The organism is Enterobacter sp. RHBSTW-00975, assembly GCF_013615235.1.
In the GTDB taxonomy this organism is placed as follows: Bacteria; Pseudomonadota; Gammaproteobacteria; order Enterobacterales; family Enterobacteriaceae; genus Enterobacter; species Enterobacter ludwigii.
In genome coordinates this window covers 2916423-2942110 of sequence record NZ_CP055883.1, presented here as the reverse complement: position 1 = coordinate 2942110, position 25688 = coordinate 2916423, and the positions used below count along the sequence as shown (strand labels likewise).

Below are 25688 nucleotides of genomic sequence, written 5' to 3'. Positions count from 1 at the left end.
AATCCAATAAGCCGACAGAACTTTGAGCTTATTTATCCTTAAAAAAAATGCCTTTCAGACGATAATACCCGCCTGAAAATTCTTATATTTTTGAAATCGTCGACATCACTCTCGCGAATTACGTGAGCTGACGCGCATCGCTGATGCGTGCTATTTCATACAGGAATACGGCATGAGTGCCACACTAAATGAATTAACGAATAATCCCGCAGAGCGAATTAAATCGATGCTGAGCGCATTGCGCGGCAGCCCGAAACTCTTGCTGGTGATTTGCGGCGCCGCGGCGCTTTCCGTCATCATCGCCCTGATGTTCTGGGCAAAAGAGCCGGATTACCGGGTGCTGTTTAGCAACATCAGTGATGAAGAGGGCGGTGCGATTGTCGGGCAGTTAACGCAGCTCAATATCCCTTACCGAATTGACACGCCGGGTGGCGTCATCATGGTACCGGGATCGCAGGTGCATGAGGTGCGCATGAAGCTGGCCCAGCAGGGGTTGCCAAAAGGCGGCTCGGTAGGCTTTGAATTGCTGGATCAGGAAAAGTTTGGCATCAGCCAGTTTACCGAGCAGGTGAACTATCAGCGTGCGCTGGAAGGAGAACTGGCTCGCACTATTGAGAACCTCGGACCCATTCAGAGTGCTCGCGTCCATCTGGCGACGCCAAAGCCGTCGATGTTTGTGCGCGAACAGAAAAAACCGACCGCATCGGTCACCGTCAATCTGCTCCAGGGACGGACCCTGGATGATGCTCAGGTGGTCGCCATTACCCATCTTATTTCCAGCGCGGTTACCGGGCTGGCCGCCGAGAGCGTCACCATTGTCGATCAGCGCGGCAATCTTCTGACCCAGAGCGGTTTGCGCGGTCTGCAAACGGCGCATCTTAAATACACCAATGAAATTGAGAGCGACTATCAGCAGCGTATCCAGCGCATTCTTGCACCGCTGGTGGGGGATGAAAACATTCGGGCACAGGTGACGGCGCAGATTGATTTCACCGAGCAGGAGCAGACGCAGGAGCAGTATCAGCCAAATGCCGATCCGCAAAAGATGGCGATCCGCAGCCGCCAGGCAAGCCTCGCAGAACAAGGCAACCGTCGTAGTGCTAGCGGTGTTCCGGGAGCGTTGAGTAATACGCCTCCCGCCCCGGCCACCGCGCCGATCACGCAGCCGCTCAACACACCCGCGGATGACAAAAAAGAGAAAGCCGCAGGCACCGGGAGCAGCAATGAACCCGCGCAGCCTTATAACAACCGCAGTGATGAAACGACGAACTTTGAGGTGGATCGCACGCTGACCCACACCAAATCCAATTCCGGACGTATCCAGCGTCTCTCGGTCGCGGTGGTTATCAACCATTTACCGCAGGGCGAAGAGGGCAAGCCGGGACCGATCGGCGAGGCAGAGCTCGCCCGCATTAATGCGCTGGTGAAAGAGGCGATTGGCTATAACGCCACGCGCGGTGACAGCGTCAACATTCTCAACTCAGCCTTTAATGGCGTGGTGGAAGAGCCAGTACCGCCATTCTGGGAGCAGGAAAGTTTCTACGCGCTGCTTATGGCGATTGCCCGTTACCTGGTAATTGCGATTATCGCCTGGATTATGTGGCGCAAGCTGGTGCAGCCGGCCTGGATCCGTCATCAGGAAACGACGATTCGCCGTCTGGAGATGGAGAAAGAGGCCCGCGAAGAGCAACAGGCAGCGAAAAAGCGTGCTGCCGAAAAAGAGACGCGCGACCGCGCGCAGCAGCGGGTGGATACCGAACTCAATGGTCAACAGCTGCGTGAGCTGGCGGAGCAAGAACCACGCGTTATCGCCCTGGTTATTCGTCAGTGGATGAGTAAGGAGCCAAAATAATGAATGCCTCAGAAAAAAGCGCCATCGTCATGCTGACGCTGGGAGATGTCCTCGCTGCGGAGGTGTTTAAACACCTCAACGCCCACGAGGTAAAGCAGATCAGCGCCTCCATGGTCAATATTGCGGGCTTTACCCACGATCAGATGGCAGCGGTGCTGGAAGAGTTTAAGAACGATTCCAGTGAGTATGCCGCGCTGAGCCTTAACACCAACGACTATCTGCGCAGCGTGCTGGTGAAGGCGCTGGGCGAAGAGCGCGCCTCGTCGCTGCTCGAAGATCTGCTGGATACCCATCAGGGAACCAACGGTATTGAGACGCTGAACTTTATGGATCCGCAGGCGGTATTCGATCTTATCCGCGAGGAGCACCCGCAGATTATCGCCACCATTCTGGTGCACCTTAAACGTAATCAGGCTGCGGACGTGCTGGGCAAGTTCGACGATCGTGAGCGTAACGACATTATGCTGCGTATCGCGACCTTCGGTGGTGTACAGCCTGCCGCGTTGCAGGAGCTGACAGAGGTGCTGAATAACCTGCTGCATGGGCAAAACCTCAAACGCAGCAAGATGGGCGGCGTACGTCCGGCAGCCGAAATTCTCAACCTGATGAAATCTCAGCAGGAAGAGGCTGCCATTGAAGCGGTGCGCGAATTCGACGGCGAGCTGGCGCAGAAAATCATCGACGAGATGTTCCTGTTCGAAAACCTGGTGGATGTGGAAGACCGAAGCATTCAGCGTCTGCTGCAGGAAATCGAAAGCGAGACGCTTATCGTGGCGCTGAAAGGGGCAGACGAACCGCTGCGCATGAAGTTCTTCCGCAACATGTCCCGTCGTCAGGCCGAGCTGATGACCGACGATCTGGCCTCTCGCGGGCCGGTGCGTCTGTCTCAGGTCGAGGCCGAACAGAAGACGATCCTCAACGTGGTGCGTCGTTTGGCCGAGTCCGGCGAGATCCTGATTGGAGGCAGCGACGATGCCTACGTTTAATGATAACAACGCTCAGGGATGGCGCAGCTGGCAGCCGGAGAACCTGCTCGGTGATATTGCCGAGCCCCCACTGCCAACGCTGGATAACACCCAGTCGGACGCACAGCTGAAGGCAGAACTGGCGCGCCTGCGTAAGCAGGCGGAGCAGCAAGGATTTGCTCAGGGGCAACAGCAGGGGCAGGAAGAGGGCCGCAAACAAGGCTATGAAGTTGGGCTAAAAGAGGGCCGTGACGCTGGATTTGCACAGGGAGTCGAACAGGCGCGCGTCGAGCAGCAGGCGCTGCTGCGCCAGGCCGGGGAGTGGGTGAGCAACCTCAAACTGTCGCTGGAAAACCTCGACAGCCTGATCCCGGGTCGCCTCGTCCAGCTGTCACTGACGGCAGTACAGCAGCTGTATGGCTCGATCCGTGTCGCGGATAACCACGCGCTGGTTACCCAAATCCGCACCCTCATGAAGCAGGATCCGCTGCTGAATGGCACGTTCCAGCTGTACGTCAGCCCGGAAGAGTTTCCGGCGGTTGAACAGGCGCTGGGCGAGACGCTCACGGCGATGGGCTGGACGCTTCATCGTGACGCGCAGCTGGCAGCCGGCGGTTGTCGGGTTGTTTCACCGGATGTTGAAGTGGATGCCAGCATGGAAACACGCTGGCAGGCGCTCTGTCAGCTGGCGCGAGAGGAACTCTCGCAATGAGCCAGCAGTTAAAAACATGGTTATCAACGCTTGATCGGGTCGAGGAGAGACTGACTCAGGTACCCGATTACCGCCAGTACGGCAAGTTAACGCGTGCCACCGGGCTGGTGATGGAGGCCGTAGGGCTGAAGCTGCCCATCGGTGCGCTCTGTATTGTCGAGCGGCAGACTGAGAAAGGCATCATCGCGGTAGAAAGCGAGGTGGTGGGCTTTAACGGCGAGACGCTCTATCTGATGCCGCTTGAACATGTCGACGGCATTTTGCCGGGGGCACGCATCTACGCGCTGCAGACAGACAGCCATACCGGCAAGCAACTGCCCGTGGGCCCACACCTCCTTGGTCGCGTGCTGGATGCACAGGGCCGGCCGCTGGATGGTCGTCCGGCACCGGGTAAACCGACCGCCGGGCTTTTTACGCCCACGTTAAACCCGCTGCATCGCGACCCGATTAAAACGGTGCTCGATGTAGGCGTACGCGCAATCAATGGCCTCTTAACGGTCGGACGGGGCCAGCGTATGGGGCTTTTCGCCGGTTCCGGCGTGGGCAAAAGCGTGTTGCTCGGCATGATGGCGCGTTTCACTACCGCAGATGTCATCGTGGTCGGACTGATTGGCGAGCGTGGCCGTGAGGTAAAAGATTTTATTGAGAACATCCTGGGCGAGCAGGGGCTGTCGCGGGCGGTTGTGGTGGCGGCACCGGCCGATGTATCACCGATCCTGCGCATGCAGGGCGCCGTCTATGCCACCCGCATTGCGGAAGATTTTCGTGAACGCGGCCTGAACGTGCTGCTGATTATGGATTCTCTGACACGTTATGCCATGGCGCAGCGTGAGGTGGCGCTGGCGATTGGTGAGCCACCCGCGACAAAAGGCTATCCGCCGTCCGTCTTTGCCCGTCTGCCCGCGCTGGTGGAACGTACCGGTAATGGGGTGAAGGGGGGCGGGTCCATCACCGCTTTCTACACCGTACTGACGGAAGGGGACGATCAGCAGGATCCGATTGCCGACTCAGCGCGTGCGATCCTCGACGGTCATATTGTCTTGTCACGTCGTCTGGCCGAGGCGGGGCACTATCCGGCTATCGATATTGAAGCCTCCATCAGCCGCGCCATGACCGAGCTGATCCCGCACGCGCAGTACCGCCAGGTGCAGCGCTTTAAGCAACTGCTCTCAGCCTGGCAACGTAACCGCGATCTGGTGAGCGTGGGGGCTTACGTGAAAGGAAGCGACGCTTTACTCGATCAGGCTATCGAGCGCTACCCCTCTCTGGAGGCGTTTCTCCACCAGGCGATCCACGAGCGCAGCGGCTATGAAGAGGCGGTCCGCGCCCTCAGCGGGCTTTTTCCCAACCTAAACGCGTAATCGTGGAGAGCGAATGAACGTAAATAATCCCATGGCTCTGCTGCGCGACATGGCGCAAGAGACGCTGACGGAAACCACCCGCGCGTTGGGTGGCGTTCAGCAGCAGCTTCAGCAAGCGGTGGTTCAGCATGAGCAATTGCAGAATTACGAGCGGGAATACCAGCAATCCCTGCGCCAGGGAATGATGGGCAACGGCATGTCGGTGGCGGATCTGGTGAATCATCAGTCTTTTATTTTATCGCTGAAACAGGTCGTCAGACAGCAGGAAGGTCACGTTAACGCCTGTGAAAAGGCGGTGGACCAGGTCAAACAGAACTGGATGCAAAACAAACAACGTCTTAACGCATTTGAAACCCTTATTGACCGTCGCGCGACGGCGCAGGCGCTGGTTGAAAGCCGGCATGAACAAAAACTGATGGATGAATTTGCCCAGCGTGCCGGACAGAAAAGAGAGAGACTATGAATATTGATATCGCCACCCTGCTATTGGGTGGAACGCAGGGTAAACCAAAGGCGGGAAGGGTGGCTGATGAAGGTTTTAGCCTTGCGATGGATGACAAACTGGCGGAACTGATCCAGGTATTTCCCGGTCTCGATCCTCAGGCGCTGGCGGCAGCGTTACCGGTAGAAGGACAGTTGCAGGAGACGCTCAGGCAGACAATGACCGATCTCCCCGCAGTCGACGGTGAGTTACTGGCAGCGAACCCGCAGATAGCAGACGTTCTGGCGGGTGCGATGTCGGGTGATGGCGAGAGCGAAGAGAATCCATTGTGGCAGTTACAGCAACTGGTCATGCGCAGTGTGAGCGGGAGTGAGATGCCCGCGCGGCCTGATTCAGCTAAATCGGTGGCGACGGTATCCGGTGATAAGCCCGCTGCACAAAGTGCTGCTGCGCCGACAGCGCTGGAGGCTACTGACAAAACGCCAGCCGCAAACAGTGCTGCGCCGCTTTCACAACCCATTCCCGTTACGAATGACGATGTTGTAGCGCCTGAGTTCGCGTCTGTTCCCAACGCTGCCCCGCTCCCTGCCGCAGTGCGTACCCGCGTCGCCCATGCGCCACAGCAGGTGGTGACCGTCAACCATCCACCCGAGACGCCAGAGTGGAAGCAGTCCGTTAGCCAGCATATTGCGCTGTTTAGTCGCAACGGCCTGCACAGTGCGGAGATCCGTCTGCATCCGGAAGAACTGGGCGCGCTGCATATTTCATTACGTATGCAGCACGACCAGGCGCAGATCCATATCGTCAGCGATCATGCGCATGTTCGTCAGGCGATGGAGCAGGCCATGCCGCAACTGCGTGCAGCCATGGCGGATTCGGGTATCCAGCTGGGCCAGGCAAACGTCAGCGCGGACGGCCAGGGTGCGACAGGTGAACGCGGCGAGACGGCGCAGGGTGAGCATGCACATCAGCATGAAGGCGAAGATGAGCAGGCTGATACCGAAATCGTCCCAACACTGTTAACAACCACACCGGGCAATATATACGGAATAAATACTTTCGCCTGAAGTGTTGAATTACGTTCATGAATGAAATTTTATCGCTTGATTATCAGGGTGATCAAATGGACTACAATAACGGCCATATTGAACTGAGGGTAGCGAGCTACCTTCTCTTATTTATCAGGTGTACGTTCGATGAGTAATAAAAATAAAAAGGTCGCCAGCGGCGGAGGTTCTCGTTCGCTTCTGATGACGTTCCTGTTTTTGACTGCCGTTGCGGCGTGCGGAATTTCCGGCTACCTGTTCTGGGAAATGAAATTCGCGAAACCCGCAGATGTGGCAGTTGAAGGCGCGGTTAAAGAGCCGCCAGCACCGGTCCCCGTTGAGCCTCTGTATGCCTCGATGAATACCTTTACCGTGAGCCTGAAACCGACGGCAAACGAATCGGATCGTGTTTTATATCTGGGGCTGTCTATTCGTGTGGCAGAACAGAAGTCGCTTACTGTGCTGGAAAAATATTTACCGGAATACCGTAGCCGAATATTTATGTTGCTGACCCATCAGACGTATGAAGATTTAGCCACGGATGAAGGAAAACGCCATCTGATTACAACGATTCAAAACGAGCTAAATAAACCGCTGGCGTTTAACCAGTCCATTCGCGTCACTGACGTGCTCATTAATGAATTTATTCTGCGGTAATTATTATGGCTGACAGCTTTTTATCCCAGGATGAGATCGACCGGCTGCTGAACGCAGATGCAGAGAGCAGCAGTGAACTGCATAACAGCCGGAGCGATGGCGGCATCAAACCGTACGATCCGCATACCCAGCGTCGTGTTATTCGTGAGCGTCTGCATTCGCTGGAAATTATAAACGAACGTTTTGCCCGTCAGTTTCGGATGGGGTTGTTTAATTTGCTGCGCCGTAGCCCGGATATTACGGCGGGAAATATCAAGATTCAGCCGTATCACGAGTTTGCCCGTAACCTGCCGGTGCCGACAAACCTGAACCTGCTGCACCTTAACCCGCTGCGCGGAACCTCGCTGATGGCATTTTCACCGGGCCTGGTGTTTATGGCCGTGGATAACCTGTTTGGTGGCGACGGACGCTTTCCAACAAAAGCGGATGGACGCGAATTCACCCCCACCGAGCAGCGCGTGATCCACCGCATGTTGTCGATGGCGCGTGAGGCGTATGAATTTGCCTGGAGCTCTATCTATAAAATCAAAACGGAATATATCCGTTCTGAAATTCAGGTGAAATTCACCAATATCACCTCATCGCCAAACGATGTGGTGGTGACCACGCCGTTTTCAGTGGAGATTGGCTCGCACCGGGGGGAGTTCAATATCTGTATTCCCTTCAGCACCATCGAGCCGCTGCGCGAGCTGCTGAGTAATCCGCCGATGGACAATTCCCGGCATGAAGATACCCACTGGCGCGGCATGCTCGCAAGCCAGATGCGCGAAACGGAGCTCGAACTTGCGGCGCGCTTCGCGGATATCGGCACCCGGCTGTCGAACGTCATGCAGATGAAGAAAGGCGACATCATCGGCCTGGATAAACAGGAGCTGATCGAAGCCAGCGTGGGTGGCGTGCCGGTCTTCACGGCCAGATACGGTGCCGTAAATAATCAATATGCCCTGAAGGTCGAGCAGATGATTCAGCCTTCATTACTATCATTAAACAAGGAGTAATTTCCCCATGAGCGACATGAACACCTCATCGGGTTCTGACGATCAGTCCATTGATAATCTTTGGGGTGAGGCCATGACCGAACAGCACGCTGCGGGAATTACCGACACAATGGGTGCACCACAATTTTCTGATGAGATGAACCTGATCCTGGATATCCCGGTAAAAATGACCGTTGAGCTGGGACGCACCAAGATGACCATCAAAGAGCTGCTGCGCTTAAGCCAGGGCTCGGTGGTCTCGCTGGACGGGCTGGCGGGTGAACCGCTGGATATCTTGATCAACGGTTATCTGATTGCGCAGGGTGAAGTGGTGGTGGTTTCCGATAAATTCGGTATCCGTATCACGGATATTATAACCCCGTCTGAGCGCATGCATCGCCTGAGCCGCTAATGAACGCAACAGATTCCCTCCCGGCCACTGGCTCGGTACTGATGACGGTAACCGGCGCGCTGGCCCTGATTGTCCTGCTGATGGTCGTACTGGCCTGGGCCGTTCGCCGCAGTGGACTGACGCGTCGTCTGAACGCGGCTCAGGGCACGATAACCCTGGTGGCAACGCAGTCGCTGGGGCCGCGAGAGCGGCTGGTCGTGGTGGATGTGGGCGAGCAGCGCCTGGTGCTGGGCGTCACCGCCTCGCAGATCGCGTGTCTCACGACGCAACCGCGTCCGGAAAACGCCCCGCAGACAACGGCGCCGGCGGCAACATTTCCGCTGATGCTGGAAAAGCTGCGCCAGACGTATCGTCAGGGAGGTGATCGGTGAATCCCGTTGCGTTACGCCTGTTGCTGGCTACCGGTCTGCTACTGCCCGCTGCCTGTGCGACGGCGGCCAATGCCGATATCACCCTTGGTCAACCCACGGGTGAGGGCGGCTGGACGCTCCCGGTGCAAACCCTTCTGCTGCTGAGCGGCTTTACCTTTATCCCGGCTGTCCTGCTGATGATGACCGGCTTTACCCGCATCATCATCGTACTGGGATTAATGCGAAGCGCCCTCGGCACCCCCACCGCACCGCCAAACCAGGTGCTGGTGGGGCTATCGCTTTTTTTGACCTTCTTTGTGATGTCGCCTGTGTTTAGCCAGATCTATGAAAAAGCCTGGCAGCCGCTGCAGGAAAACAAAATCACCATGGAGGTGGCGCTGACGGAAGGGGTTAAGCCGCTGAAGGCCTTTATGCTCGATCAGACCCGTGAAAGCGATCTGGCGATGTTTGCCCGGATTGCGAAAGCACCGGATATCGCTTCCCCTGAAGAGGTGCCGTTGAGCATTCTGATCCCGGCGTTTATCACCAGCGAGCTAAAAACGGCATTTCAGATAGGCTTCACCATTTTTATTCCGTTCCTGATTATCGATCTGGTGGTCGCCAGCATTCTGATGGCGCTGGGGATGATGATGGTTCCGCCGACCACGATTGCGCTGCCGTTCAAGCTGATGCTGTTTGTGCTGGTGGATGGCTGGCAGCTGCTGGTGGGATCGCTTGCCCAGAGCTTTTACAGTTAGGAGACCCAGATGACCCCTGAAAGTGTCATGGTGATTGGCATGCAGGCCATCAAGGTGGGGCTGATGGTATCAGGCCCGCTGCTGGTCGCGGCGCTGGTCACCGGCCTGATTATCAGCATTTTGCAGGCCGCGACGCAGGTCAATGAAATGACCATGACGTTCATTCCGAAAATCCTGATGATTGTCGGGATCGCGGTGGCGCTCGGCCCGTGGATGATGAAAATCTTTATTGAATATACCCGCGCAGTGTTCGCCAGCATTCCTTATGTGATCGGCTGATGGCCTTTGGACTTCCCCTCGATCAGCTTTACGGGCTGGTCAGCCACTACTTTTTTATCATGGTGCGCATTGGTGCGCTGCTGCACGTTGCGCCAGTATTCAGCGAAAAAGCGATCAGCGCGCGGCTGCGTGCGTGTCTGGCACTGCTGATCGCCATCCTGATTGGGGGTTCGCTGCCCGATGCGCAGGTGGGACTGTACTCCTGGGAAGGCGTGTGGGTGCTGGCAAAGCAGGTGATTATTGGTGCCGCAATGGGGCTCACGCTTCAGCTGCTGTTCGCTGCCGTACGCATGTCGGGTGAAATCATCGGTATGCAAATGGGCTTATCGTTCGCCACCTTCTTTGATCCCGGAGCGGGGAACAGCCCGGTTATTTCGCGCTTTCTCAATTTACTGGTGACGCTGCTGTTTCTGGTCTTTAACGGCCACCTCTGGCTTTTGGCGATGCTCGCCGAAACGTTCGAGACTCTGCCAGTCAACGCCACGCCACTGCACGCCGGGGGTTTTCTGTACCTGGTGACGCACGCCGGGCTGATCTTCAGCCAGGGGCTGATGCTCGGTCTGCCAATCGTTTCATTGCTGCTGTGCATCAACTTCGTCCTCGGGCTATTAAACCGCCTGACGCCGCAACTCTCCATTTTTGTGATTGGCTTCCCGCTGACCCTGACCTTCGGCATGCTGGCGCTGTTTTTACTCGCGCAAACCCTGGCACCGTTCTTTGAGCGTCTGATGGCGACAGGGTTTGAGCACGTGGCACAGCTGATTCAGGCGCTGGTGTAGCGGCGTCAGTTGGTGCAGACGATACGGGCAACGGATTCGGTACCACTGGCCAATACTTTATTATCCAGCATATAGATGGTGCTGGTTGCAACCTCTCCCCGGTCTATATGCGGGTAGACATAGTCTTTGACTTCCCGATCGCTACTCTGATCCCCCAGCTTGCGGTGCTGGCTCGTGACCGTCAGGTGGATGCGTTTCCCTTCCACATCCGTGTCAAAACGCACTTCACGGTGTATCGCCGTGGGTCGTCCTGCCAGCTTACCCTCCTTAAAGTGGCTAAGACTGCCAATATAGGTGGTGTGCCCGCTAAAGAAACTGTCGCGATATGAACGATATATCCCGCGTACCAGCGTCGCATTGTTAGCGTCCTCAATGGTGTAATAGGAGGTTGGCGCGACGCACGTGGATTTAAACGGCGAATAATAAATCCCGTAAAATACTTTCCCGCCAAGCCCCACTAACGCGCCAGCGGTGAACAGCAGCGCGAGCCTGAATTTAGTAGAGGCGAAAATAGAACGATTCACAGTCATTCCCTGAGTCCTTTAAGCGTTGTTGACAGGCAATCAGCCCCTGGAACTTGCTCATTTTTTCTGAGCCGGTCGTGACGTAAAGCACCGGGGCAGATTGTTCATCTGCGCGTCTGTCCAGCACGTGTTGCTTATAGGTTTGCAGCGTGGCTTCAATAAGCGCTTGTTTGTTCTGGTCGCTCTGCTGAACCAGCACTTCCGCACCAGGCGGTATGCCGGGTCCATTCCACGGGACAAAATGCACAGGGATTGGGCTAAAGAAGAAAAGGTTTCGCAGTAAAATGGCCAGGCCCACGCCCGCGAACAGACCGGCGAGGGTGACACCCACAGCAAGCGTAATGGATTGACGTGCGCGCGGTAGGGTAGGGGCAACGGTTGGGGAGGTTGTCGTGTCTGTTTCGGCGAGCAGCACAGGTGACTTCGCGTCTGGTGCAGGCTGCTCCGCACCGTTTTCCCGTACGACCAGCCGGTAACCGCTGCGCGTCACGGCGACGAGGGTGACTGTTTCGTGCACCTCAAGCTGGGCAAATGCGCGGCGAAGTTTTGTTATCATCACTCGCACACTGTTTTCTGTGACTTCCACGCCAGCGCTGCGCCAGCCTATATCCATCAGCTGTTCCTGCGACAGCACCTCGCCCTGTGCTTCCGCCATGGCGGCGAGGCACAGGCAGGCACTTTGGGGGAGCGTGACGTTGGCTTCCTGGTCCGTGCGGGCAAGCGTGCGCGTCTGAAGATCCAGCGTCACGCCTGTTCCAATCGCGATGTAATTGAGCATAGTTATTTGATTCTTCTGGTGTAATGGGTATCGCTGTTGGCTATTGTAATTAATAGTAATGATTCCACTTTATTGCTAGCGAGTGGTCAGAGCGACATGCTTTTTATGTCGTACTTCATTTTTTTGCAACCACTAAGTAATAACAGCCATACCCACTTTAAGGTTATTAATCGGTGGTAAAATAACCTTGTTAATTGTCTGGTGAAGTGAATTTAATTTTAATCATATTAAAACCAATTGCTTACCTTTGGAGCGGTCAGGCCGCCAGGCGCAAGGCTTTGCTGGGGAGAGGCAATAAACGTCTTGAGTTAATAAAAATTAATATGACAAAGATTATTAATTGTAGGGAAGAGTGGATGGGAATGGTTGCGCAAGAAGACCATCAATTTATACTGTTGTAAACACATGTCATTGAATTTATTAAACAGTAAATATTTTACAAGGAAGGCTAATGTTCACTCTCACGCGTTGTTTACAGACGTCAGATACCTCTGCGATGTTGCCGGTCTTTATTTGCCGCCTGGTGATGGGGGTCTTTTTCTTTACGGCCGGGTTTAATAAGTTATTTGTTCCTGAGAACCAGTTGCTGATGCTGGATACCCTGCACGATGCCGGTATTCCTTTTCCTGCCGTGATGGCAGTGGTCGTGGCATTTCTTGAATGTTTTATGGGGTTGCTGTTAACGCTGGGTTTATTCACCCGTTTTAGTGCACTGACGCTGATGATAATTAGCAGCGTCGCACTGGCCACGATTGGCATTTACACTATTCCACCGGGGCTTAACCTGATAGCCTGGCTGAGCTGGCTCTTTTACCTGCCAGAAGCGCTTTATATCGTTCTGGGGCTGGTACTGATGAGCCTCGGCGGAACCTGCTATAGCGTCGATGGCTGGCTGGTTAAGCGCTGGCAGAGTGTGCGCAAAATTATTTTTATCGATGGATAACAGGAATGCGCTGTTATCAACGGTTTGAAGAGCATATTTCCTGACCCCCGCATAATAAAATAGCCCTGTTGAGGCAGCGTCGTGCTGCCGTTTAACGTACAGGCGCTAAATACATGGTTTTCACAGTCATACTGATCATTATCTTTATTACACTCCTGATTCTGGTGCAGACCGGCATTATGCCCTGGTTTATCCGCACCGAAGGGCAGCGCCTGCGCACGCAGGTTGACACCCTCGCGACCCAGTTACGTGAACAGCTCGATCGTGTTGAAGCACAGCAGCGCACGGTGACCGAAAGTGTCGTGACCCTGAAAAGCTTCGCCATGGACAAGGGGCCTCCGGGGGAAACCGACGTGGCGGAAGAGGCGGGGAGCCATCGTCAGTTCTTCAATGCGCTGGTTAAAGAGATGGGCGAGCGTCTGGGGGGCCGGGCCTGGATGGTGGAGGATACGGGACGCATTATTGGTGATGCCGCAGGGGCGCCCAATGTGCAATCCCTCAACGATACCGATCTGCCGATGGCAGTGCCGCTACGTTCGCTTCTGGCTCAGTCCGGAGAGGGGTTGCGACATACCCGTTTTCGTAGCGCCAGCGGTGAACATACGCTGGTGGTCCTGCCAATTGCTGATACGCCGTGGCAGCTGGCCATTGACGTACCCACCCGTCGCATGGGGGAACGACCAGGGATTCTTCTGCACAAGCCCTGGCCGCTGGCGGCCCTGCTGCTGGTGTCTACGCTCACGCTGCTGCGAAGCCTCAACCTTCATCTTTCTCGTCTGAATGAAGAACTCCCCGCACAGTTAAAAAGCGATCAGGGAGCGCATTTACCACCGCTGATGAAAGATATCGGCGAGCAGGTGAATGTGATTGCACGCGCTGCCATGACCATTGCCCAGGAAAATGAGCGTTTGCTGCGGGTCCCTGAGGCCAATGCGAATACCCTGGCAACGCTGAGCGAAAGTGCGACCCATGTCGTCCAGGCGATGGGGGCGTTGAATGATGCTGCTCTGAACATTGCCAACAGCAGCGGCACGCTGGTACAGCTTGCCAGCCGGGCCTACAGCTACTCCATGGATAATGAAGAGAGTGTTTTTGCTGTGGAGTCACGCAATCTGGCCAGCCGTTGCGCGCGCTCTTCGAAAGAGCTCAGAGCCTTAATTGACGATGCGATGATGCAGGCACAAAGCGGTGTTCCATCCGTTGCGCACAACAACAGCGTGTTGATTGAAGAAGTGTATACGGTGGCGAATGCGTTAACGCAGCGGGTGAAGGGCTAATCCTCGCCATCAATAATTCCACCTTAAATTTTTTCTTTTAGAGTTGTTATTTATGTTTACGTCACTTCAAAGTAGAGCCTTCTTACTGGTCTCTGCTTTCTTTTTATTGCTTACGGCACTCACCGTCTGGGTCGTGCTGAATTTTGTCGCACCCCAATTGCTGAAAAACGAATACCGGCGCGTCCACCATGAAATTGGTGAGCAGGCTGCCGCCATTACGCAACTGATGTCTCGCGTAGAGGCGCAGCAGCGCACTATTACTGAAACCGTCTCGCGGCTGGATAGCGCGGATATCGATCGTTTGCTCCCTGCGCTGGTTGATCAGTACGGCGATGCCACTCTCTTCGGCGGCGGCGTGTGGCCGCTGCCGGGGAAGCGAGAGCCTGGTATCGAAAAGTACAGCACCTTCTTTGCCCGTGACGCGCAAAAAACGCTGCGTCTGAATACTACCTGGAATCAGCCTGATGCCCCGGCCTACTGGCAGCAGCCGTGGTTTAAGGCGGGGATGCGCGCGGCGAAAGGACAGTGCGCCTGGGCTGAGGCCTATATGGATGCGGCGAGTCCTCAGCCGCGCACCAACTGCGCGATGCCCATTTATCGTGATGGCCAGCTATGGGGAGTGGCGACGCTTGACGTCACGCTGGGCTTCTTCAATCAGCTTGCCCGTAAAATGGCTGAACCTCTGGAAGGTGGCGTGCTGATTGTAGAGGCCAGCGGCAAAATTGTGGCTTACAGCCGAGCAACGGATAATACGCCGGCGCTGAAAAACATCAGCGAGATCCCCGGCAAAGAGATTGCCCTGCTGCAGGCGATGTTAAGCCGGCAGGTGGAGGGTCACAGTGAGCAAACCTATGACGCTGAGGATGGCGAACACACCATCTTTCTCTATCCGATTGCCGGCAGTCCGTGGTTTGTGGCGACCGATACCCGGAGCAGTGTGCTAAGCAAGCAGACCCGAGATATTTTAGTGCGTCTGGCGATGGTGCAGATCCCGCTTCTGCTTCTGCTGGCTGGCGTACTGCTCCTGAGCGTTCGCATCCTGATGCGTAATCTTCAGGGGGTGGGAGAGCGTCTTGCTGCGCTCTCTGCTGGCGGTGCCGATTTGACGCGCCGCCTTCCTGAGAGCGGTACACAGGAGCTGAACGCGATTGCCACCCACGTGAACACGTTTATGAATTATCTTCAGGGGCTTTTGCAACAGGTCGGGGCCAGCACCCGGACCATTGCCGCGGCGTCGCACCAGATTGCCGACGGCAACCTGTCGCTTTCGTCGCGTACCGAAGAGCAGTCAGCCTCGCTCACGCAAACGGCAGCGTCGATGGAGGAGATAGCTGGTATCGTGGCCAACAATGCGGATAACGCAGAGCATGCCGACAGGCTGGCGACGCAGGCAGCAGGAATTGCCCGGCGCGGCGCAGCGCTAATGAACGCGGCGGTGGACAAAATGGGCCATATTGAATCGTCTTCAGCGCGGGTGGCGGATATTGTCGGCGTGATTGACGGTATCGCCTACCAGACCAATATTCTGGCGCTGAATGCGGCGGTGGAGGCCGCGCGTGCCGGTGAGCAGGGACGCGGGTTTGCCGTGGTGGCCACAGAAGTCCGTAACCTCGCCTTACGTTCCTCCAGCTCCGCGAAGGAGATCCGCGATCTGATTAACGAGGCCGTGAGCGGCGTACAGGACGGCAGTCGGCTGGTGCAGGATGCCGGAGAGACGATGAATGCGCTGGTAACGTCCGTGGGGGAGGTCTCCACCCTGATGGAAGAGGTCAAGACCGCCAGCCGTGAACAGCGTGCGGGTATCGAACAGGTCAACGTCGCGGTTTGCCAGCTCGAAGGGGCGACCCAGCAGAATACGACGCTGGTAGCGGAACTGTCGTCGGCGGCGAAAGCGATGGAAGAGCAGTCCATGGAGCTGGAAAGCGTGGTGAAGCGGTTTAACGTTTAATTTTCGTTTTTTGCCGGGCGGCGCTGCGCTTGCCCGGCCAACGAACTGCACCGAATACGCCCTCTCCCGTGAGGGTGGAAGTACAGCCTGGCACAGACTCCCCCTCTCCCTTGGGGGGGAGGTACAGCCTGGCACAGACTCCCCCTCTCCCTTGGGGGGGAAGTACAGCCTGGCACAGATTACTCCCTCTCCCTTGAGGGAGAGGGCTGGGGTGAGGGGGAAAATACAGCGCCAGACTTCATGCTTTTCATTCGATTTTTTCGCTTTTCTCAAGACGCCTCGCAAGTTTAAATTTCTCCCAAATGACCCTCTGTTAATCCCTTATCGCCGGGCGTAATGTGCTCGCACGTCAGCCACAACCGACGTCGGGATTGACCTCCTGAAAAATGCACTGGGGACAACGCATACCATTTTCTGGAGGTTACGCTATGGCTTTACAACATCTCTTCACCACCCCGTTTGACCATCACACCGATTTCACCGATCTTGCCGACCACTGCGAGCGCTTTTGCGACGCGTTGTTGGAAGAGCGCGATCCCGTCGTAAAAGCGGCATTATGCGGTCGCTTAAGCGCCTGCCTGGCCATACTTAAACCGACGCTAACCGATCCGGTTCCGCCCCATCTGGTGGACTTTTTGACAGTAGAGAGTGAACCCGTAACGTACCCGGAATTTAACCCGGAAACCGATCAGCTTTGCCGCTACTGCGAAGTGATTACCCAACAGCTGCTGGGGGGAGGGCTCTCTGACAATGGCGCACGGGTGATGATGGATTTACTGTATGACCTGACCGGCTATTTTGCCGAACGACTGAAGTTCCCGCGCTGGATCCGCACGCAAGAAGGGCGGGTGTTTATCGAATAAAAAAAGCCCTCCACCAGGGAGGGCAACCGCGCATGGAGGAGATGCGCGTAATAGTTTGAGGGGGTTACGCAGATTAACGCAGCAGGGACAGCACGTTCTGCGGAACCTGGTTGGCCTGGGCCAGTACGGACACGCCAGCCTGCTGCAGGATGTTTGCACGGCTCATGGCGGACACTTCCACGGAGAAGTCGGCATCCTGAATTCGGGAGCGTGCTTCGGTGGTGTTGATGATGCTGGTGTTCAGGTTGGCAATGATGGAGGTGAAACGGTTCTGAACAGCCCCCAGGTCGGCGCGGAAGTTGGTTACTTTCGTCATTGCCCCATCTAACTGTTCCAGCAGGTTATTAGACACCTTATTGACTTCATGTGCATCTCGCGCAGGTGCATCAGTACCAGTGGCAGCCGTACCATTCCAGGTAAAGGACTGGACGTCACCATCTTTATTAACGGCATAGTAAGTTTTTGTACCGCCATTATCTGCAGAATAAATTTGCATACCAGAGGCTGCTGCGTCTGTACCAAAAAGATCATTAGAAATCTTGTCGAGCTTAGCCTGATCCAGTACTTCTTCCCCACCAGGAGCACCGGTCAGTGTGATTTTCGAACCGATATTCATGCGCTCAAGATCTTTTACTTCACTTGGACCATTTAGCAGTATATCGGCATCCAGATCGCTGATGGATTCCTTAATTGTTGCGTTAACCAGTGTCGTATCTGTGGCATCATCTGCAAATTCCATATCCAGTTCTTTAGAACGACCTGGGTTTGCATTGTCAATCGCAAAGAAACGTAGGTTACCTTTACCGTCATCCTGGGTGACGATGTCAAGATCTCCTTCGTCGATACCTGCAGCAGTAGCTATCGCGGTAATATCTGCAGCCTCTAACTCAAAATCACTCAACGTACCATGGCCGACCTTGAAGGTGTTACCTACTACACGAACATCACCTGCTTCAGTAAATACTGAATCCTTTGGTGCATTAATGAGTTTACCGAAATCAGTTCCAAACGTATCCAGACCTAACGCCGCCAAATCCATTTTTGGCAGGGTAATATCGATAGTTTGTCCATCTTTGTCACCAATCTGAATGGTCAGTTTTTCTGTGGAACCATCTAATACGTTAACACCGTTGAAGTTTGTATCTTCGGAAATACGGCTGATTTCCTCCAGACGGGCGGTGATTTCTTTCTGAATGGATTTACGATCGTCCTCAGAGTTTGTACCATTTTTAGCCTGTACGGTCAGTTCACGAATACGCTGCAGGTTTTCGTTTACTTCTTCCAGCGCACCTTCGGTGGTCTGTGCCAGAGAGATACCGTCATTTGCGTTACGCGCTGCCTGAGTGAGACCACGAACAGACGCAGTAAAACGATTCGAAATAGCCATGCCAGCTGCATCGTCTTTAGCGCTGTTGATACGCAGACCGGAAGAGAGGCGTTGAATCGCAGTACCCAGAGATGACTGGGATTTGTTCAGGTTGTTCTGAGCCATCAGGCTAAGTGAGTTAGTATTAATGATCTGTGCCATTGTTTATATCCTTTTAAGTGATAATAACTGTATGTGCTATGCGTTCGTTGATGCGCATACTGAATTCATCGGGGGAAATAAAAATGACTAAATTATTTTTTGTAGGTTTTTTATAAATCAAAGAAATACACGCATATCTGATGTTAATTATACAAATAGCACAGCGCAATAGCGTAATAAGCCCACAATTCTGTTCTGGGGAAGGGTAATCATTGTTGACGTATAAATGAAAAATTAAACTTACGTCTCTATTACCCGATAGGAATAGTGACAGGCTAACCTATTTCAAGAGGAACATATTATTATGGCACCATCCAATTTCCTAGGCATTGGCTCTAACCTGCCATTTGACCAATTGCTGGCGACAGCACGCGAGGGGAGTAGTCAAAAGCTGAATCCCTATTTAAAAAAGCAAAGCACTTTTCAGGGGCAGATTTCCGCCTGGGGCTCTATCTCCAGTGCGCTGAGTACCATGAAGGACAATCTCGGTAAGCTTGAGGATGAAGGGTTCATGACCTGCCCCCACGATTAGATACAACACTCAGTTAGTAACGTCGGAATCTTCATTCTCAGAATGACCCTTTCTCCAGCCCGCTGCAAATTCAGACGGTGTCTGATAATTCAGCGTGGAGTGCGGGCGGCATTCGTTATAATCCTGCCGCCAGTCATTAATAATTTTCCTGGCATGAACGATATCGCTGAACCAGTGCTCATTCAAACATTCATCGCGAAATCGTCCGTTAAAGCTCTCAATAAATCCGTTCTGCGTTGGCTTGCCCGGCTGGATTAAGCGCAACTCAACACCATGCTCAAAGGCCCATTGATCCAGTGCACGGCAAGTGAACTCCGGCCCCTGGTCAGTTCTTATCGTCGCCGGATAGCCTCGAAACAGTGCAATGCTGTCCAGAATACGCGTGACCTGAACGCCTGAAATCCCAAAGGCAACAGTGACCGTCAGGCATTCCTTTGTGAAATCATCGACGCAGGTAAGACACTTGATCCTGCGACCGGTGGAAAGTGCGTCCATGACGAAATCCATCGACCAGGTCAGATTGGGCGCCGCCGGACGGAGCAGCGGCAGACGTTCTGTTGCCAGCCCTTTACGACGTCTTCTGCGTTTTACGCCCAGGCCACTGAGGTGATAAAGCCGGTACACGCGCTTATGATTAACATGAAGCCCTTCACGGCGCAGCAACTGCCAAATACGACGGTAGCCAAAACGCCTGCGCTCTAGTGCCAGCTCAGTGATGCGCCCTGATAAATGCGCATCAGCAGCCGGACGGTGAGCCTCATAGCGGCAGGTCGACAGGGATAAACCTGTAAGCCTGCAGGCACGACGTTGCGACAGACCGGTCGCATCACACATCAACATCACGGCTTCCCGCTTCTGGTCTGTCGTCAGTACTTTCGCCCAAGAGCCACCTGAAGCGCCTCTTTATCCAGCATGGCTTCGGCAAGCAGCTTCTTGAGTCTGGTGTTCTCTTCCTCAAGCGACTTCAGGCGCTTAACTTCAGGCACCTCCATACCGCCATACTTCTTACGCCAGGTGTAAAACGTGGCATCGGAAATGGCATGCTTGCGGCAGAGTTCACGGGCGGGTACCCCAGCTTCGGCTTCGCGGAGAATACTGATGATCTGTTCGTCGGAAAAACGCTTCTTCATGGGGATGTCCTCATGTGGCTTATGAAGACATTACTAACATCGGGGTGTACTAATCAACGGGGAGCAGGTCATTCAATGGTGTCAGCGTCAGCGACAATAAAACCTTTAAGGCCACGGCAGGCAGCGGGGCGATCCCTAACAGCTATTCCGTTGCCGTAAAACAGCTGGCGAAAGCGCATCAGTTGGCGGTTGAGAATAACACGCGTGATAAACCGATGAGTACGGCTGGGGCGAAGGTGAAAATCACTCTGGAAGAAGGCGAAAAACCGCTGGAGGTGGATTTAGCGCAGGATGAAACCTCTCTCGATCAGATTGCAAAAAAAATTAATGAGCAGAAAGGTGATGTGGTTGCGGAAGTGATCACCCTCGAGGACGGGAAGCATAAGCTGGTGCTGACCTCGAAAAAAACCGGTGAGGCCGGTGATATGACTATCATCGTGACGAGCGCTGATACTGATTTTCAGAAGAAGCTCGAAGGTGCGGACGTTGAAACCGAATCGAAGAATGCCGAACTTGTTCTGAACGGAAAACTCGTTACCCGCAGTTCAAACACCATCAACGATATGATCACCGGTGTGACGCTGGAACTACGAGAAGTCTCCGAATTGAAGGACCCTGGACTCCCCGCAGACGACCCGCAGAGCTACAAAACCGAATCTCTCACCATCACCGAAGACACTTCAAACGTGAAAACGCTGATTGAGGAGTTCGTGAAGAATTACAACAGCTACCTCAGCACCGTCGCCAGCGCCACCAAATATACCGTGCCGGATCGCGAAAGCCAGTCAACGGCTCCCGCATCTACCAACGGCGCGCTCTTCAGCGACGGCTCGCTTCGCCGCCTCACTAGTCAGCTTAAAGCGACCGTGGGGGGGAACTATCCCGGTGCCGACGCCGTTATAGAGTCGCTCGGCAGTATCGGTATTACCGTGAAGTTTGATGGCAAGATTGGCGACGAGCGTGGCGGGAATCTGGGTGAGTTGTCGATTGATACCAAAAAGCTGGATGCGGCGCTGAAAGACAACCCTAAAGCGGTGGAAGCGCTGTTCCTGGGCAAAGACGGTAAAGAGGGCATCAAAGATCGCATGGAGGGTATTTTTGATACCTACCTCGGTGATAAAGACGCCATCACCAAAAAAGAGGGCGTGATCGAAACAGCTCTTGAGTCGCTGCGAGAGCAGAATAAACGTATCGGCAAACAAATCACGGCTATGGAACGGCGTATTGAAGAGGAAATGGCGCGAAAGGAAAAAGAGTTTCAGCGTCTCGACAAGGTGATAAGCGATATGAACAACATGAGCAGTCAGCTACAGGGTTCGCTGGCAGGGTTGATTTAATTTTTATCATAATCCGGGCAGCGCGCTGCCCGGCAGGATTTTACGATGTACACCAATAATGGCTATAACGCCTATACCGCTGTCTCGCTGGACAGCCAGATTGCGGGCGCCACACCGCATCAACTGATTGTCTTGCTGTATGACGGTGCAATCAACGCCATGCGCCGGGCGGAAATCTACTTTCAGTCCGGCAATATTGCTCGCCGTGGGGAGATGATCTCCCGCGCGATTAACATTATCGACAACGGCCTGCGCGCCGGTCTGGACCACGAAAAGGGCGGGCAGATTGCCGCCGAGCTGGAGAGCCTGTACGAATATATTTCGCGCACGCTGCTGGAGGCGAATCTCAACAAATCCGGTGAAAATCTGCCGCATCTGATTTCGCTGATGACGGAGATGCAGGAAACCTGGCAGGCCATCAACCCGGAAAACAAGCAGGTGAAACATGGATAACGCAGTACTGTCACTTATTGAGCAGATGCTGGTGAGCAATGCGACGCTGCTGCGACAGGCCGAAGACGGTGAGTGGGACGCATTTGTAGAGGAGTCGGCGGCCTATTCCATCGGCATGAGAACGCTGTGTGAAATCGATTTGACCCAGCTGGCGCAACACAATAAACAGCAGGTGATGGGGCAGCTGGGGCAGTTGCTGGATGTCGATGCACGCCTCTCGCGTGCCATTCAGGACCGCCTCTCCACGCTTGGCACCGAACTGTCCACCATGCGTAAATCCAGCGCCTCGGCGAAAGCGTATACCGCGGTTTAATTCCTCTCTTTGTTTCAAAAAACATGCACGGATGGCCTTCCCCTCCTTTGGGGGAGGGTCATTTGTTCCTGCTTCCCGGGTAAAAAAAAGCTCGCCAGAGGCGAGCAAAGAGGACAACGCAGACAGAATGGGTCAGATGGTGATGTTGTATTTGTGGCCGCCAGAAACCTGGCTGGATTCCCCCGCCGGGCCGTAAAGCGAACTGTTGCGCCCTGCGTGGTCAATCGCTTTTTGAATGTGCTGGTTTTTCTTCATATGGCTCTGCAGCAGCGATTCCACCTGTTGATTGAGCGCTTTCGTGTTGCGCACTTTTTCATTGACCTGCTGCCAGCTCGAGAACAGTTTTCCGTGGCCAGGGTAGGGGGCCTGCGTGGCACTGTGCTGCTCCTGCTGGCGGCGCATGTCGTCATAATATTGAATGGTCGTCAGAAGCTGATTTTTATTGTCTGCCAGCACCTGCAGAGAAACCGGGTTTATCTGCGCACGGTTGAGTTGATTGACCTCTTCGATCATGATCGCCTCCAGTTCATCCAGAGACGTTTTCATTTGCGTGAGAATGGGATAAAGCTTGTCCATAACGGTCCTGCTTGCGGTTAAAACTGAAATATATCCTGCACCATGGCCTGCGCAATTTTCTCAGGCTCTATGCGCAGCGACCCTGTCGCCAGCGCGGTGCGGATCGCCTCGACGCGCGCGTAGTCAATATCGCGGCTGTCATCGTTCTGAATCTTTTTCGTCAGTGTGGTCAGGGTGACGTCGGTTTTGTCATCCTGACGCGGCTGCGTCACGTTAGCTGACACGTCGCCGTCCTGAGGGTGAATACGCGCGCGCAAATCCTGAGTGGGAGCGATTTTCGTAATCGGCGCAGTGTTCTGGCTGCTGGAGATGCTCATAATTGTCCTCACAGATAATGATTTTATGTGACTGATACTTCTTTCATCGGTGATTCACAAAAAACCTAAAATTTATTGTTGTGAAATAATGATGACCTGTCCTGACGAATCGACTTTACCGCTCACGGTGCGCCCGCCAGCGGTTTTCACTTTCAGCGTGTCATCCACCGCCGCGTTGTTTAACGCCTTTCCCTGGCTGCGAATACGAAAGCCGGAGCCGGTGGTGACCAGGTCTACCGTCTGCCCGGCGCGCAGCCGCCATTGCTGTCGGAGCTGGCTTTCCAGCAGCGGTTTGCCGGCGACAACAGCGCGCGTCAGGCGCTGGCCCACTATCTCATCGGGATTGAAGATCAGGCCGGTGGGCTGGTGGTCAATATTGCCAGTGACGGGCTCAATATCGCTTCGCTGAACAATGGCCCCGCCTGGCAGACTCTGACTGGCAATCCACCATGTGCCCTGAGCACTGAGGCGCACGGGAAGGAAGTGGCGACGAGGCCCACACTGCGCCAGCACGGTGCGTTTGCCGGTAAGGCGACTGTCGCGCCCGACCAGGCTCAGTTCCGGGTTATCGCAGACGGCCTCCAGCTGCGCGGGGGTGGCGAGCAGCGAAACCGTGCGGACGATATCAGGCCCCGACTCGGGTTGCTGAATCAAGGCATCCAGCTTGAGCAACAGGCGCTGTTTTGCCGTTTGGGTTGACGGAACGCTAGCGAGGGCGGAGGCCGAACACAGTAAAACGGCTACTGTCGGGCTGAATAATCGCAACTTCATCGTATTGCCTTTATAGAGCGGGATGATAATAAAAAAGTGGATAAATTATATACGTTCCGCGAGGGGTTTTATTGAATTAAATAGTGACATCTTTGGCGGTAATTAAATTAATCATTGTTTTAACTTTTCTCTGGCTCGTTCTATTTCCCTAAATGCGCCTATTTGTGTCGGGTCTTTGCAGTGTGATATTTCACCCACGGTGACTACACTAACGCAGTTTAAATTATGCGAAGCAGGAACTCTATCGTTATGAATAAACTCGATGACGCCTTTCGCTTTCAGCAGCAGGCATTAGGTTTGCTGTCGCGCCGTCAGGATATTCTGGCGTCGAATATTGCAAATGCGGATACGCCAGGCTATCAGGCGCGAGATATCGATTTTACCGGGCAGTTAAAACAGGCCATGGAAAATAATTCGATGGCCAAATCACCGGTCTCACTTTCGTTGACGTCTCAGCGGCATATTGAAGCGAAAGCAAAGCCTTTTGATGACAGTCAACTGCTTTATCGCGTGCCGGATCAGCCGAGCGCCGACGGTAATACCGTGGATATGGATCGTGAGCGCGTGAATTTCGCGGATAACGCCATGAAATACCAGTCGAGCCTGACCTTCCTGGGCGCGGATATTAAGAAAATGATGACAGTGTTAAGTCAGGGGTAATAAACGATGTCGCTCTTTAGCGTATTTGATATTTCGGGATCGGCAATGGCTGCCCAGTCCCGACGCCTCAACGTCAGCGCCAGTAACATGGCGAACGCTGACAGCGTGGCGGGGCCAGACGGCCAGCCGTATCGCGCTCGTCAGGTGGTTTTCCGTGTCGACAACGCTGTCGGGCAGGAGATCGGCGGCGTTCAGGTGAGTGACGTGGTGGAAAGCAGCGCACCGGATCGTCTTGTGTACGAGCCGGGCAATCCGCTGGCCGACGAGCAGGGCTATGTGCGCATGCCGAACGTTAACGTCATGAACGAGATGGTCAACACCATTTCGGCTTCCCGCAGCTACCAGGCCAACGTGGAAGTGATGAACTCCGCCAAAAGTCTGCTGCTGAAAACATTAACTCTTGGTCAGTAAGGACGCATATGGCGGTCTCTTCAATTAACAACAACGGCGGCGGCTACGGTGGTATTGGTGGCGGTGACAGTGCGGCCGATCTGTCAAATCATTTTATGACGATGCTGGTGGCGCAGATGCAAAACCAGGACCCCACGAACCCAATGGACAACAACCAGCTCGCCTCGCAGCTGGCGCAGTTCAACATGGCGTCTGGGGTGGAAAAACTGAACAACGCTGTCGTCGGCGTACAGGCCATGATGGGCCAGCTGGCCAGCATGAGTGCCACTTCCTGGGTGGGCCGCAGCGTGCTGATTGAAGGCGAGCCGAAGGTCTCCTTCGGCAGCTCAGGCATCGGTATTCAGCAGGTAGGCGTTGAGACACCGCCGAAGCGTGACGCTGATGACATCAACTTCGCGCTAGCCGGCGATGCCGAGACGGTGACCGTGACCCTGCATGACGGCGATCAGGCCTATACCGCCGAACTGAAAAACGTCAAGTCCGGCATGAACAAAATCAGCCTGGACGATCTGAAAGACTTCAAGCCGGCGCAGCCACCGCTTGATAAAGAGTACACCGTGAGCATTGAAGCCTCTAACCCTGAAGGGGAAGCACCGACCGTGTATACCCTGGTTCAGGAGCAGGTGCAGGGCGTCTCGATGGATGTCAACGGCCCGATCCTGCACCTGCGGGATCACGATCCGATCGGCATGGAAAAAGTGTTCGTCATTCAAAACAATCTTACCTACGGAATGTAA

Annotated in this window: 31 protein-coding genes; 24 read left to right on the top strand and 7 right to left on the bottom strand. The window is 54.5% G+C overall.

The window, feature by feature from the left end; genetic code table 11:
• Positions 1-172: 172 nt before the first annotated feature.
• The 13 genes from fliF to fliR all read left to right on the top strand — a co-directional run bounded on the left by fliF (position 173) and on the right by fliR (position 10590).
• Complete coding sequence (gene fliF / locus HV340_RS14155) at positions 173-1852, top strand: flagellar basal-body MS-ring/collar protein FliF (RefSeq protein WP_181216049.1); 1680 nt, start codon at positions 173-175, stop codon at positions 1850-1852.
• Positions 1852-2838 (top strand): flagellar motor switch protein FliG, encoded by a 987-nt coding sequence (fliG, locus tag HV340_RS14150; RefSeq protein ID WP_025203742.1) that lies wholly within the window; start codon positions 1852-1854, stop codon positions 2836-2838. The genes fliF and fliG overlap by 1 nt, the downstream gene beginning before the upstream one ends.
• Positions 2825-3529 (top strand): flagellar assembly protein FliH, encoded by a 705-nt coding sequence (locus tag HV340_RS14145; protein ID WP_040017901.1) that lies wholly within the window; start codon positions 2825-2827, stop codon positions 3527-3529. The genes fliG and HV340_RS14145 overlap by 14 nt, the downstream gene beginning before the upstream one ends.
• A complete protein-coding gene (fliI, locus tag HV340_RS14140) occupies positions 3526-4890 on the top strand; it encodes a flagellar protein export ATPase FliI (protein ID WP_025203744.1) in 1365 nt (454 codons plus the stop codon). The genes HV340_RS14145 and fliI overlap by 4 nt, the downstream gene beginning before the upstream one ends.
• 13 nt (positions 4891-4903) lie before the next feature.
• On the top strand, positions 4904-5353 hold the full coding sequence (fliJ, locus tag HV340_RS14135; RefSeq protein WP_040017899.1) for a flagellar export protein FliJ: 450 nt from the start codon (positions 4904-4906) through the stop codon (positions 5351-5353).
• On the top strand, positions 5350-6399 hold the full coding sequence (locus HV340_RS14130) for a flagellar hook-length control protein FliK (RefSeq protein WP_063924775.1): 1050 nt from the start codon (positions 5350-5352) through the stop codon (positions 6397-6399). The genes fliJ and HV340_RS14130 overlap by 4 nt, the downstream gene beginning before the upstream one ends.
• 129 nt (positions 6400-6528) lie before the next feature.
• Entirely contained in the window at positions 6529-7035 is a 507-nt protein-coding gene (locus HV340_RS14125) for a flagellar basal body-associated FliL family protein (protein WP_025203747.1), read from the top strand.
• A gap of 5 nt (positions 7036-7040) precedes the next feature.
• Positions 7041-8033 (top strand): flagellar motor switch protein FliM, encoded by a 993-nt coding sequence (gene fliM, locus HV340_RS14120; protein WP_040017897.1) that lies wholly within the window; start codon positions 7041-7043, stop codon positions 8031-8033.
• 7 nt (positions 8034-8040) lie between these two features.
• Complete coding sequence (gene fliN, locus HV340_RS14115; RefSeq protein WP_025203749.1) at positions 8041-8424, top strand: flagellar motor switch protein FliN; 384 nt, start codon at positions 8041-8043, stop codon at positions 8422-8424.
• Entirely contained in the window at positions 8424-8795 is a 372-nt protein-coding gene (gene fliO / locus HV340_RS14110) for a flagellar biosynthetic protein FliO (RefSeq protein WP_025203750.1), read from the top strand. The genes fliN and fliO overlap by 1 nt, the downstream gene beginning before the upstream one ends.
• Before the next feature lie 77 nt (positions 8796-8872).
• Positions 8873-9532, top strand: coding sequence for a flagellar type III secretion system pore protein FliP (gene fliP, locus HV340_RS14105; protein ID WP_223862535.1), 660 nt, complete (start codon positions 8873-8875; stop codon positions 9530-9532).
• Between the two features lie 9 nt (positions 9533-9541).
• Positions 9542-9811, top strand: coding sequence for a flagellar biosynthesis protein FliQ (fliQ, locus tag HV340_RS14100; protein WP_025203752.1), 270 nt, complete (start codon positions 9542-9544; stop codon positions 9809-9811).
• A complete protein-coding gene (gene fliR / locus HV340_RS14095) occupies positions 9811-10590 on the top strand; it encodes a flagellar biosynthetic protein FliR (protein WP_025203753.1) in 780 nt (259 codons plus the stop codon). The genes fliQ and fliR overlap by 1 nt, the downstream gene beginning before the upstream one ends.
• 5 nt (positions 10591-10595) lie before the next feature.
• Here the strand turns inward: fliR and HV340_RS14090 are convergent, their stop codons facing one another.
• Together HV340_RS14090 and HV340_RS14085 are read right to left on the bottom strand one after the other, a co-directional pair.
• Entirely contained in the window at positions 10596-11120 is a 525-nt protein-coding gene (locus HV340_RS14090) for a hypothetical protein (RefSeq protein WP_181216048.1), read from the bottom strand.
• Positions 11086-11892 carry a winged helix-turn-helix domain-containing protein gene (locus tag HV340_RS14085; protein ID WP_134178640.1) on the bottom strand — a complete coding sequence of 269 codons (807 nt, stop codon included), beginning with the start codon at positions 11890-11892 and terminating at the stop codon, positions 11086-11088. Before HV340_RS14085 ends, HV340_RS14090 begins: the two co-directional genes overlap by 35 nt.
• 451 nt (positions 11893-12343) lie before the next feature.
• On the opposite strand from HV340_RS14085, the gene HV340_RS14080 reads away from it, so the two are divergent.
• From HV340_RS14080 to HV340_RS14065, 4 genes are all read left to right on the top strand, one after another.
• Positions 12344-12835: a DoxX family protein gene (locus tag HV340_RS14080; RefSeq protein ID WP_181216047.1), complete on the top strand. Its 492-nt coding sequence runs from the start codon at positions 12344-12346 to the stop codon at positions 12833-12835.
• Between the two features lie 113 nt (positions 12836-12948).
• Positions 12949-14112, top strand: coding sequence for a methyl-accepting chemotaxis protein (locus tag HV340_RS14075; protein WP_181216046.1), 1164 nt, complete (start codon positions 12949-12951; stop codon positions 14110-14112).
• A gap of 52 nt (positions 14113-14164) precedes the next feature.
• The gene (locus HV340_RS14070; RefSeq protein WP_181216045.1) at positions 14165-16060 is read left to right on the top strand and encodes a methyl-accepting chemotaxis protein; all 1896 of its coding nucleotides are present in this window, start codon (positions 14165-14167) and stop codon (positions 16058-16060) included.
• 428 nt (positions 16061-16488) lie between these two features.
• A complete protein-coding gene (locus HV340_RS14065; RefSeq protein ID WP_181216044.1) occupies positions 16489-16923 on the top strand; it encodes a hypothetical protein in 435 nt (144 codons plus the stop codon).
• Between the two features lie 73 nt (positions 16924-16996).
• Here HV340_RS14065 and HV340_RS14060 read toward each other — a convergent pair whose 3' ends face one another.
• Entirely contained in the window at positions 16997-18451 is a 1455-nt protein-coding gene (locus HV340_RS14060) for a FliC/FljB family flagellin (RefSeq protein ID WP_181216043.1), read from the bottom strand.
• 304 nt (positions 18452-18755) lie between these two features.
• Here HV340_RS14060 and HV340_RS14055 point away from each other — a divergent pair, with 304 nt between their 5' ends.
• On the top strand, positions 18756-18983 hold the full coding sequence (locus HV340_RS14055) for a flagellar cap protein FliD N-terminal domain-containing protein (RefSeq protein ID WP_181216042.1): 228 nt from the start codon (positions 18756-18758) through the stop codon (positions 18981-18983).
• 9 nt (positions 18984-18992) lie between these two features.
• Here HV340_RS14055 and HV340_RS14050 read toward each other — a convergent pair.
• Positions 18993-20113, bottom strand: a protein-coding gene (locus HV340_RS14050) for an IS3-like element ISSen4 family transposase (protein WP_085950818.1) whose coding sequence is annotated in 2 segments (ribosomal slippage) — positions 18993-19855 and positions 19855-20113 — 1122 coding nt in all. Because the reading frame shifts where the segments join, the coding sequence is not laid out codon by codon here.
• 236 nt (positions 20114-20349) lie between these two features.
• Here HV340_RS14050 and fliD point away from each other — a divergent pair.
• Genes fliD through HV340_RS14035 form a run of 3 tightly spaced genes read left to right on the top strand, consistent with a single transcriptional unit; the run spans position 20350 to position 22216 of the window.
• Entirely contained in the window at positions 20350-21450 is a 1101-nt protein-coding gene (fliD, locus tag HV340_RS14045) for a flagellar filament capping protein FliD (protein ID WP_249415699.1), read from the top strand.
• A 45-nt stretch (positions 21451-21495) separates the two neighbouring features.
• A complete protein-coding gene (fliS, locus tag HV340_RS14040; protein ID WP_025203762.1) occupies positions 21496-21903 on the top strand; it encodes a flagellar export chaperone FliS in 408 nt (135 codons plus the stop codon).
• Positions 21896-22216 carry a flagellar protein FliT gene (locus HV340_RS14035; protein ID WP_181216041.1) on the top strand — a complete coding sequence of 107 codons (321 nt, stop codon included), beginning with the start codon at positions 21896-21898 and terminating at the stop codon, positions 22214-22216. The genes fliS and HV340_RS14035 overlap by 8 nt, the downstream gene beginning before the upstream one ends.
• Positions 22217-22348: 132 nt before the next feature.
• On the opposite strand, the gene flgN is transcribed toward HV340_RS14035, so the two are convergent.
• From flgN to flgA, 3 genes are all read right to left on the bottom strand, one after another.
• A complete protein-coding gene (gene flgN / locus HV340_RS14030) occupies positions 22349-22792 on the bottom strand; it encodes a flagellar export chaperone FlgN (RefSeq protein WP_059306720.1) in 444 nt (147 codons plus the stop codon).
• Between the two features lie 17 nt (positions 22793-22809).
• Positions 22810-23109, bottom strand: coding sequence for a flagellar biosynthesis anti-sigma factor FlgM (gene flgM, locus HV340_RS14025; RefSeq protein ID WP_025203765.1), 300 nt, complete (start codon positions 23107-23109; stop codon positions 22810-22812).
• A 72-nt stretch (positions 23110-23181) separates the two neighbouring features.
• Positions 23182-23880, bottom strand: a complete 699-nt coding sequence (flgA, locus tag HV340_RS14020; RefSeq protein WP_059306719.1) for a flagellar basal body P-ring formation chaperone FlgA — start codon at positions 23878-23880, stop codon at positions 23182-23184.
• A 225-nt stretch (positions 23881-24105) separates the two neighbouring features.
• Between flgA and flgB the strand changes: the two genes are divergently transcribed.
• From flgB to HV340_RS14005, 3 genes are read left to right on the top strand one after another with little or no spacing between them, the layout of a single operon-like run.
• Complete coding sequence (gene flgB, locus HV340_RS14015) at positions 24106-24540, top strand: flagellar basal body rod protein FlgB (protein WP_040017877.1); 435 nt, start codon at positions 24106-24108, stop codon at positions 24538-24540.
• Positions 24541-24546: 6 nt separating this feature from the next.
• Complete coding sequence (gene flgC / locus HV340_RS14010) at positions 24547-24951, top strand: flagellar basal body rod protein FlgC (protein WP_059306718.1); 405 nt, start codon at positions 24547-24549, stop codon at positions 24949-24951.
• Between the two features lie 8 nt (positions 24952-24959).
• Complete coding sequence (locus HV340_RS14005; RefSeq protein ID WP_063924777.1) at positions 24960-25688, top strand: flagellar hook capping FlgD N-terminal domain-containing protein; 729 nt, start codon at positions 24960-24962, stop codon at positions 25686-25688.

Excerpts from the sequence above, each read along its gene's own strand:
- fliF (WP_181216049.1), top strand. The coding sequence starts at position 173 with ATGAGTGCCACACTAAATGAATTAACGAATAATCCCGCAGAGCGAATT.
- fliG (WP_025203742.1), top strand. The coding sequence starts at position 1,852 with ATGAATGCCTCAGAAAAAAGCGCCATCGTCATGCTGACGCTGGGAGAT.
- HV340_RS14145 (WP_040017901.1), top strand. The coding sequence starts at position 2,825 with ATGCCTACGTTTAATGATAACAACGCTCAGGGATGGCGCAGCTGGCAG.
- fliI (WP_025203744.1), top strand. The coding sequence starts at position 3,526 with ATGAGCCAGCAGTTAAAAACATGGTTATCAACGCTTGATCGGGTCGAG.
- fliJ (WP_040017899.1), top strand. The coding sequence starts at position 4,904 with ATGAACGTAAATAATCCCATGGCTCTGCTGCGCGACATGGCGCAAGAG.
- HV340_RS14130 (WP_063924775.1), top strand. The coding sequence starts at position 5,350 with ATGAATATTGATATCGCCACCCTGCTATTGGGTGGAACGCAGGGTAAA.
- HV340_RS14125 (WP_025203747.1), top strand. The coding sequence starts at position 6,529 with ATGAGTAATAAAAATAAAAAGGTCGCCAGCGGCGGAGGTTCTCGTTCG.
- fliM (WP_040017897.1), top strand. The coding sequence starts at position 7,041 with ATGGCTGACAGCTTTTTATCCCAGGATGAGATCGACCGGCTGCTGAAC.
- fliN (WP_025203749.1), top strand. The coding sequence starts at position 8,041 with ATGAGCGACATGAACACCTCATCGGGTTCTGACGATCAGTCCATTGAT.
- fliO (WP_025203750.1), top strand. The coding sequence starts at position 8,424 with ATGAACGCAACAGATTCCCTCCCGGCCACTGGCTCGGTACTGATGACG.
- fliQ (WP_025203752.1), top strand. The coding sequence starts at position 9,542 with ATGACCCCTGAAAGTGTCATGGTGATTGGCATGCAGGCCATCAAGGTG.
- fliR (WP_025203753.1), top strand. The coding sequence starts at position 9,811 with ATGGCCTTTGGACTTCCCCTCGATCAGCTTTACGGGCTGGTCAGCCAC.
- HV340_RS14090 (WP_181216048.1), bottom strand. The coding sequence starts at position 11,120 with ATGACTGTGAATCGTTCTATTTTCGCCTCTACTAAATTCAGGCTCGCG.
- HV340_RS14085 (WP_134178640.1), bottom strand. The coding sequence starts at position 11,892 with ATGCTCAATTACATCGCGATTGGAACAGGCGTGACGCTGGATCTTCAG.
- HV340_RS14080 (WP_181216047.1), top strand. The coding sequence starts at position 12,344 with ATGTTCACTCTCACGCGTTGTTTACAGACGTCAGATACCTCTGCGATG.
- HV340_RS14075 (WP_181216046.1), top strand. The coding sequence starts at position 12,949 with ATGGTTTTCACAGTCATACTGATCATTATCTTTATTACACTCCTGATT.
- HV340_RS14070 (WP_181216045.1), top strand. The coding sequence starts at position 14,165 with ATGTTTACGTCACTTCAAAGTAGAGCCTTCTTACTGGTCTCTGCTTTC.
- HV340_RS14065 (WP_181216044.1), top strand. The coding sequence starts at position 16,489 with ATGGCTTTACAACATCTCTTCACCACCCCGTTTGACCATCACACCGAT.
- HV340_RS14060 (WP_181216043.1), bottom strand. The coding sequence starts at position 18,451 with ATGGCACAGATCATTAATACTAACTCACTTAGCCTGATGGCTCAGAAC.
- HV340_RS14055 (WP_181216042.1), top strand. The coding sequence starts at position 18,756 with ATGGCACCATCCAATTTCCTAGGCATTGGCTCTAACCTGCCATTTGAC.
- fliS (WP_025203762.1), top strand. The coding sequence starts at position 21,496 with ATGTACACCAATAATGGCTATAACGCCTATACCGCTGTCTCGCTGGAC.
- HV340_RS14035 (WP_181216041.1), top strand. The coding sequence starts at position 21,896 with ATGGATAACGCAGTACTGTCACTTATTGAGCAGATGCTGGTGAGCAAT.
- flgN (WP_059306720.1), bottom strand. The coding sequence starts at position 22,792 with ATGGACAAGCTTTATCCCATTCTCACGCAAATGAAAACGTCTCTGGAT.
- flgM (WP_025203765.1), bottom strand. The coding sequence starts at position 23,109 with ATGAGCATCTCCAGCAGCCAGAACACTGCGCCGATTACGAAAATCGCT.
- flgA (WP_059306719.1), bottom strand. The coding sequence starts at position 23,880 with ATGAAGTTGCGATTATTCAGCCCGACAGTAGCCGTTTTACTGTGTTCG.
- flgB (WP_040017877.1), top strand. The coding sequence starts at position 24,106 with ATGCGAAGCAGGAACTCTATCGTTATGAATAAACTCGATGACGCCTTT.
- flgC (WP_059306718.1), top strand. The coding sequence starts at position 24,547 with ATGTCGCTCTTTAGCGTATTTGATATTTCGGGATCGGCAATGGCTGCC.
- HV340_RS14005 (WP_063924777.1), top strand. The coding sequence starts at position 24,960 with ATGGCGGTCTCTTCAATTAACAACAACGGCGGCGGCTACGGTGGTATT.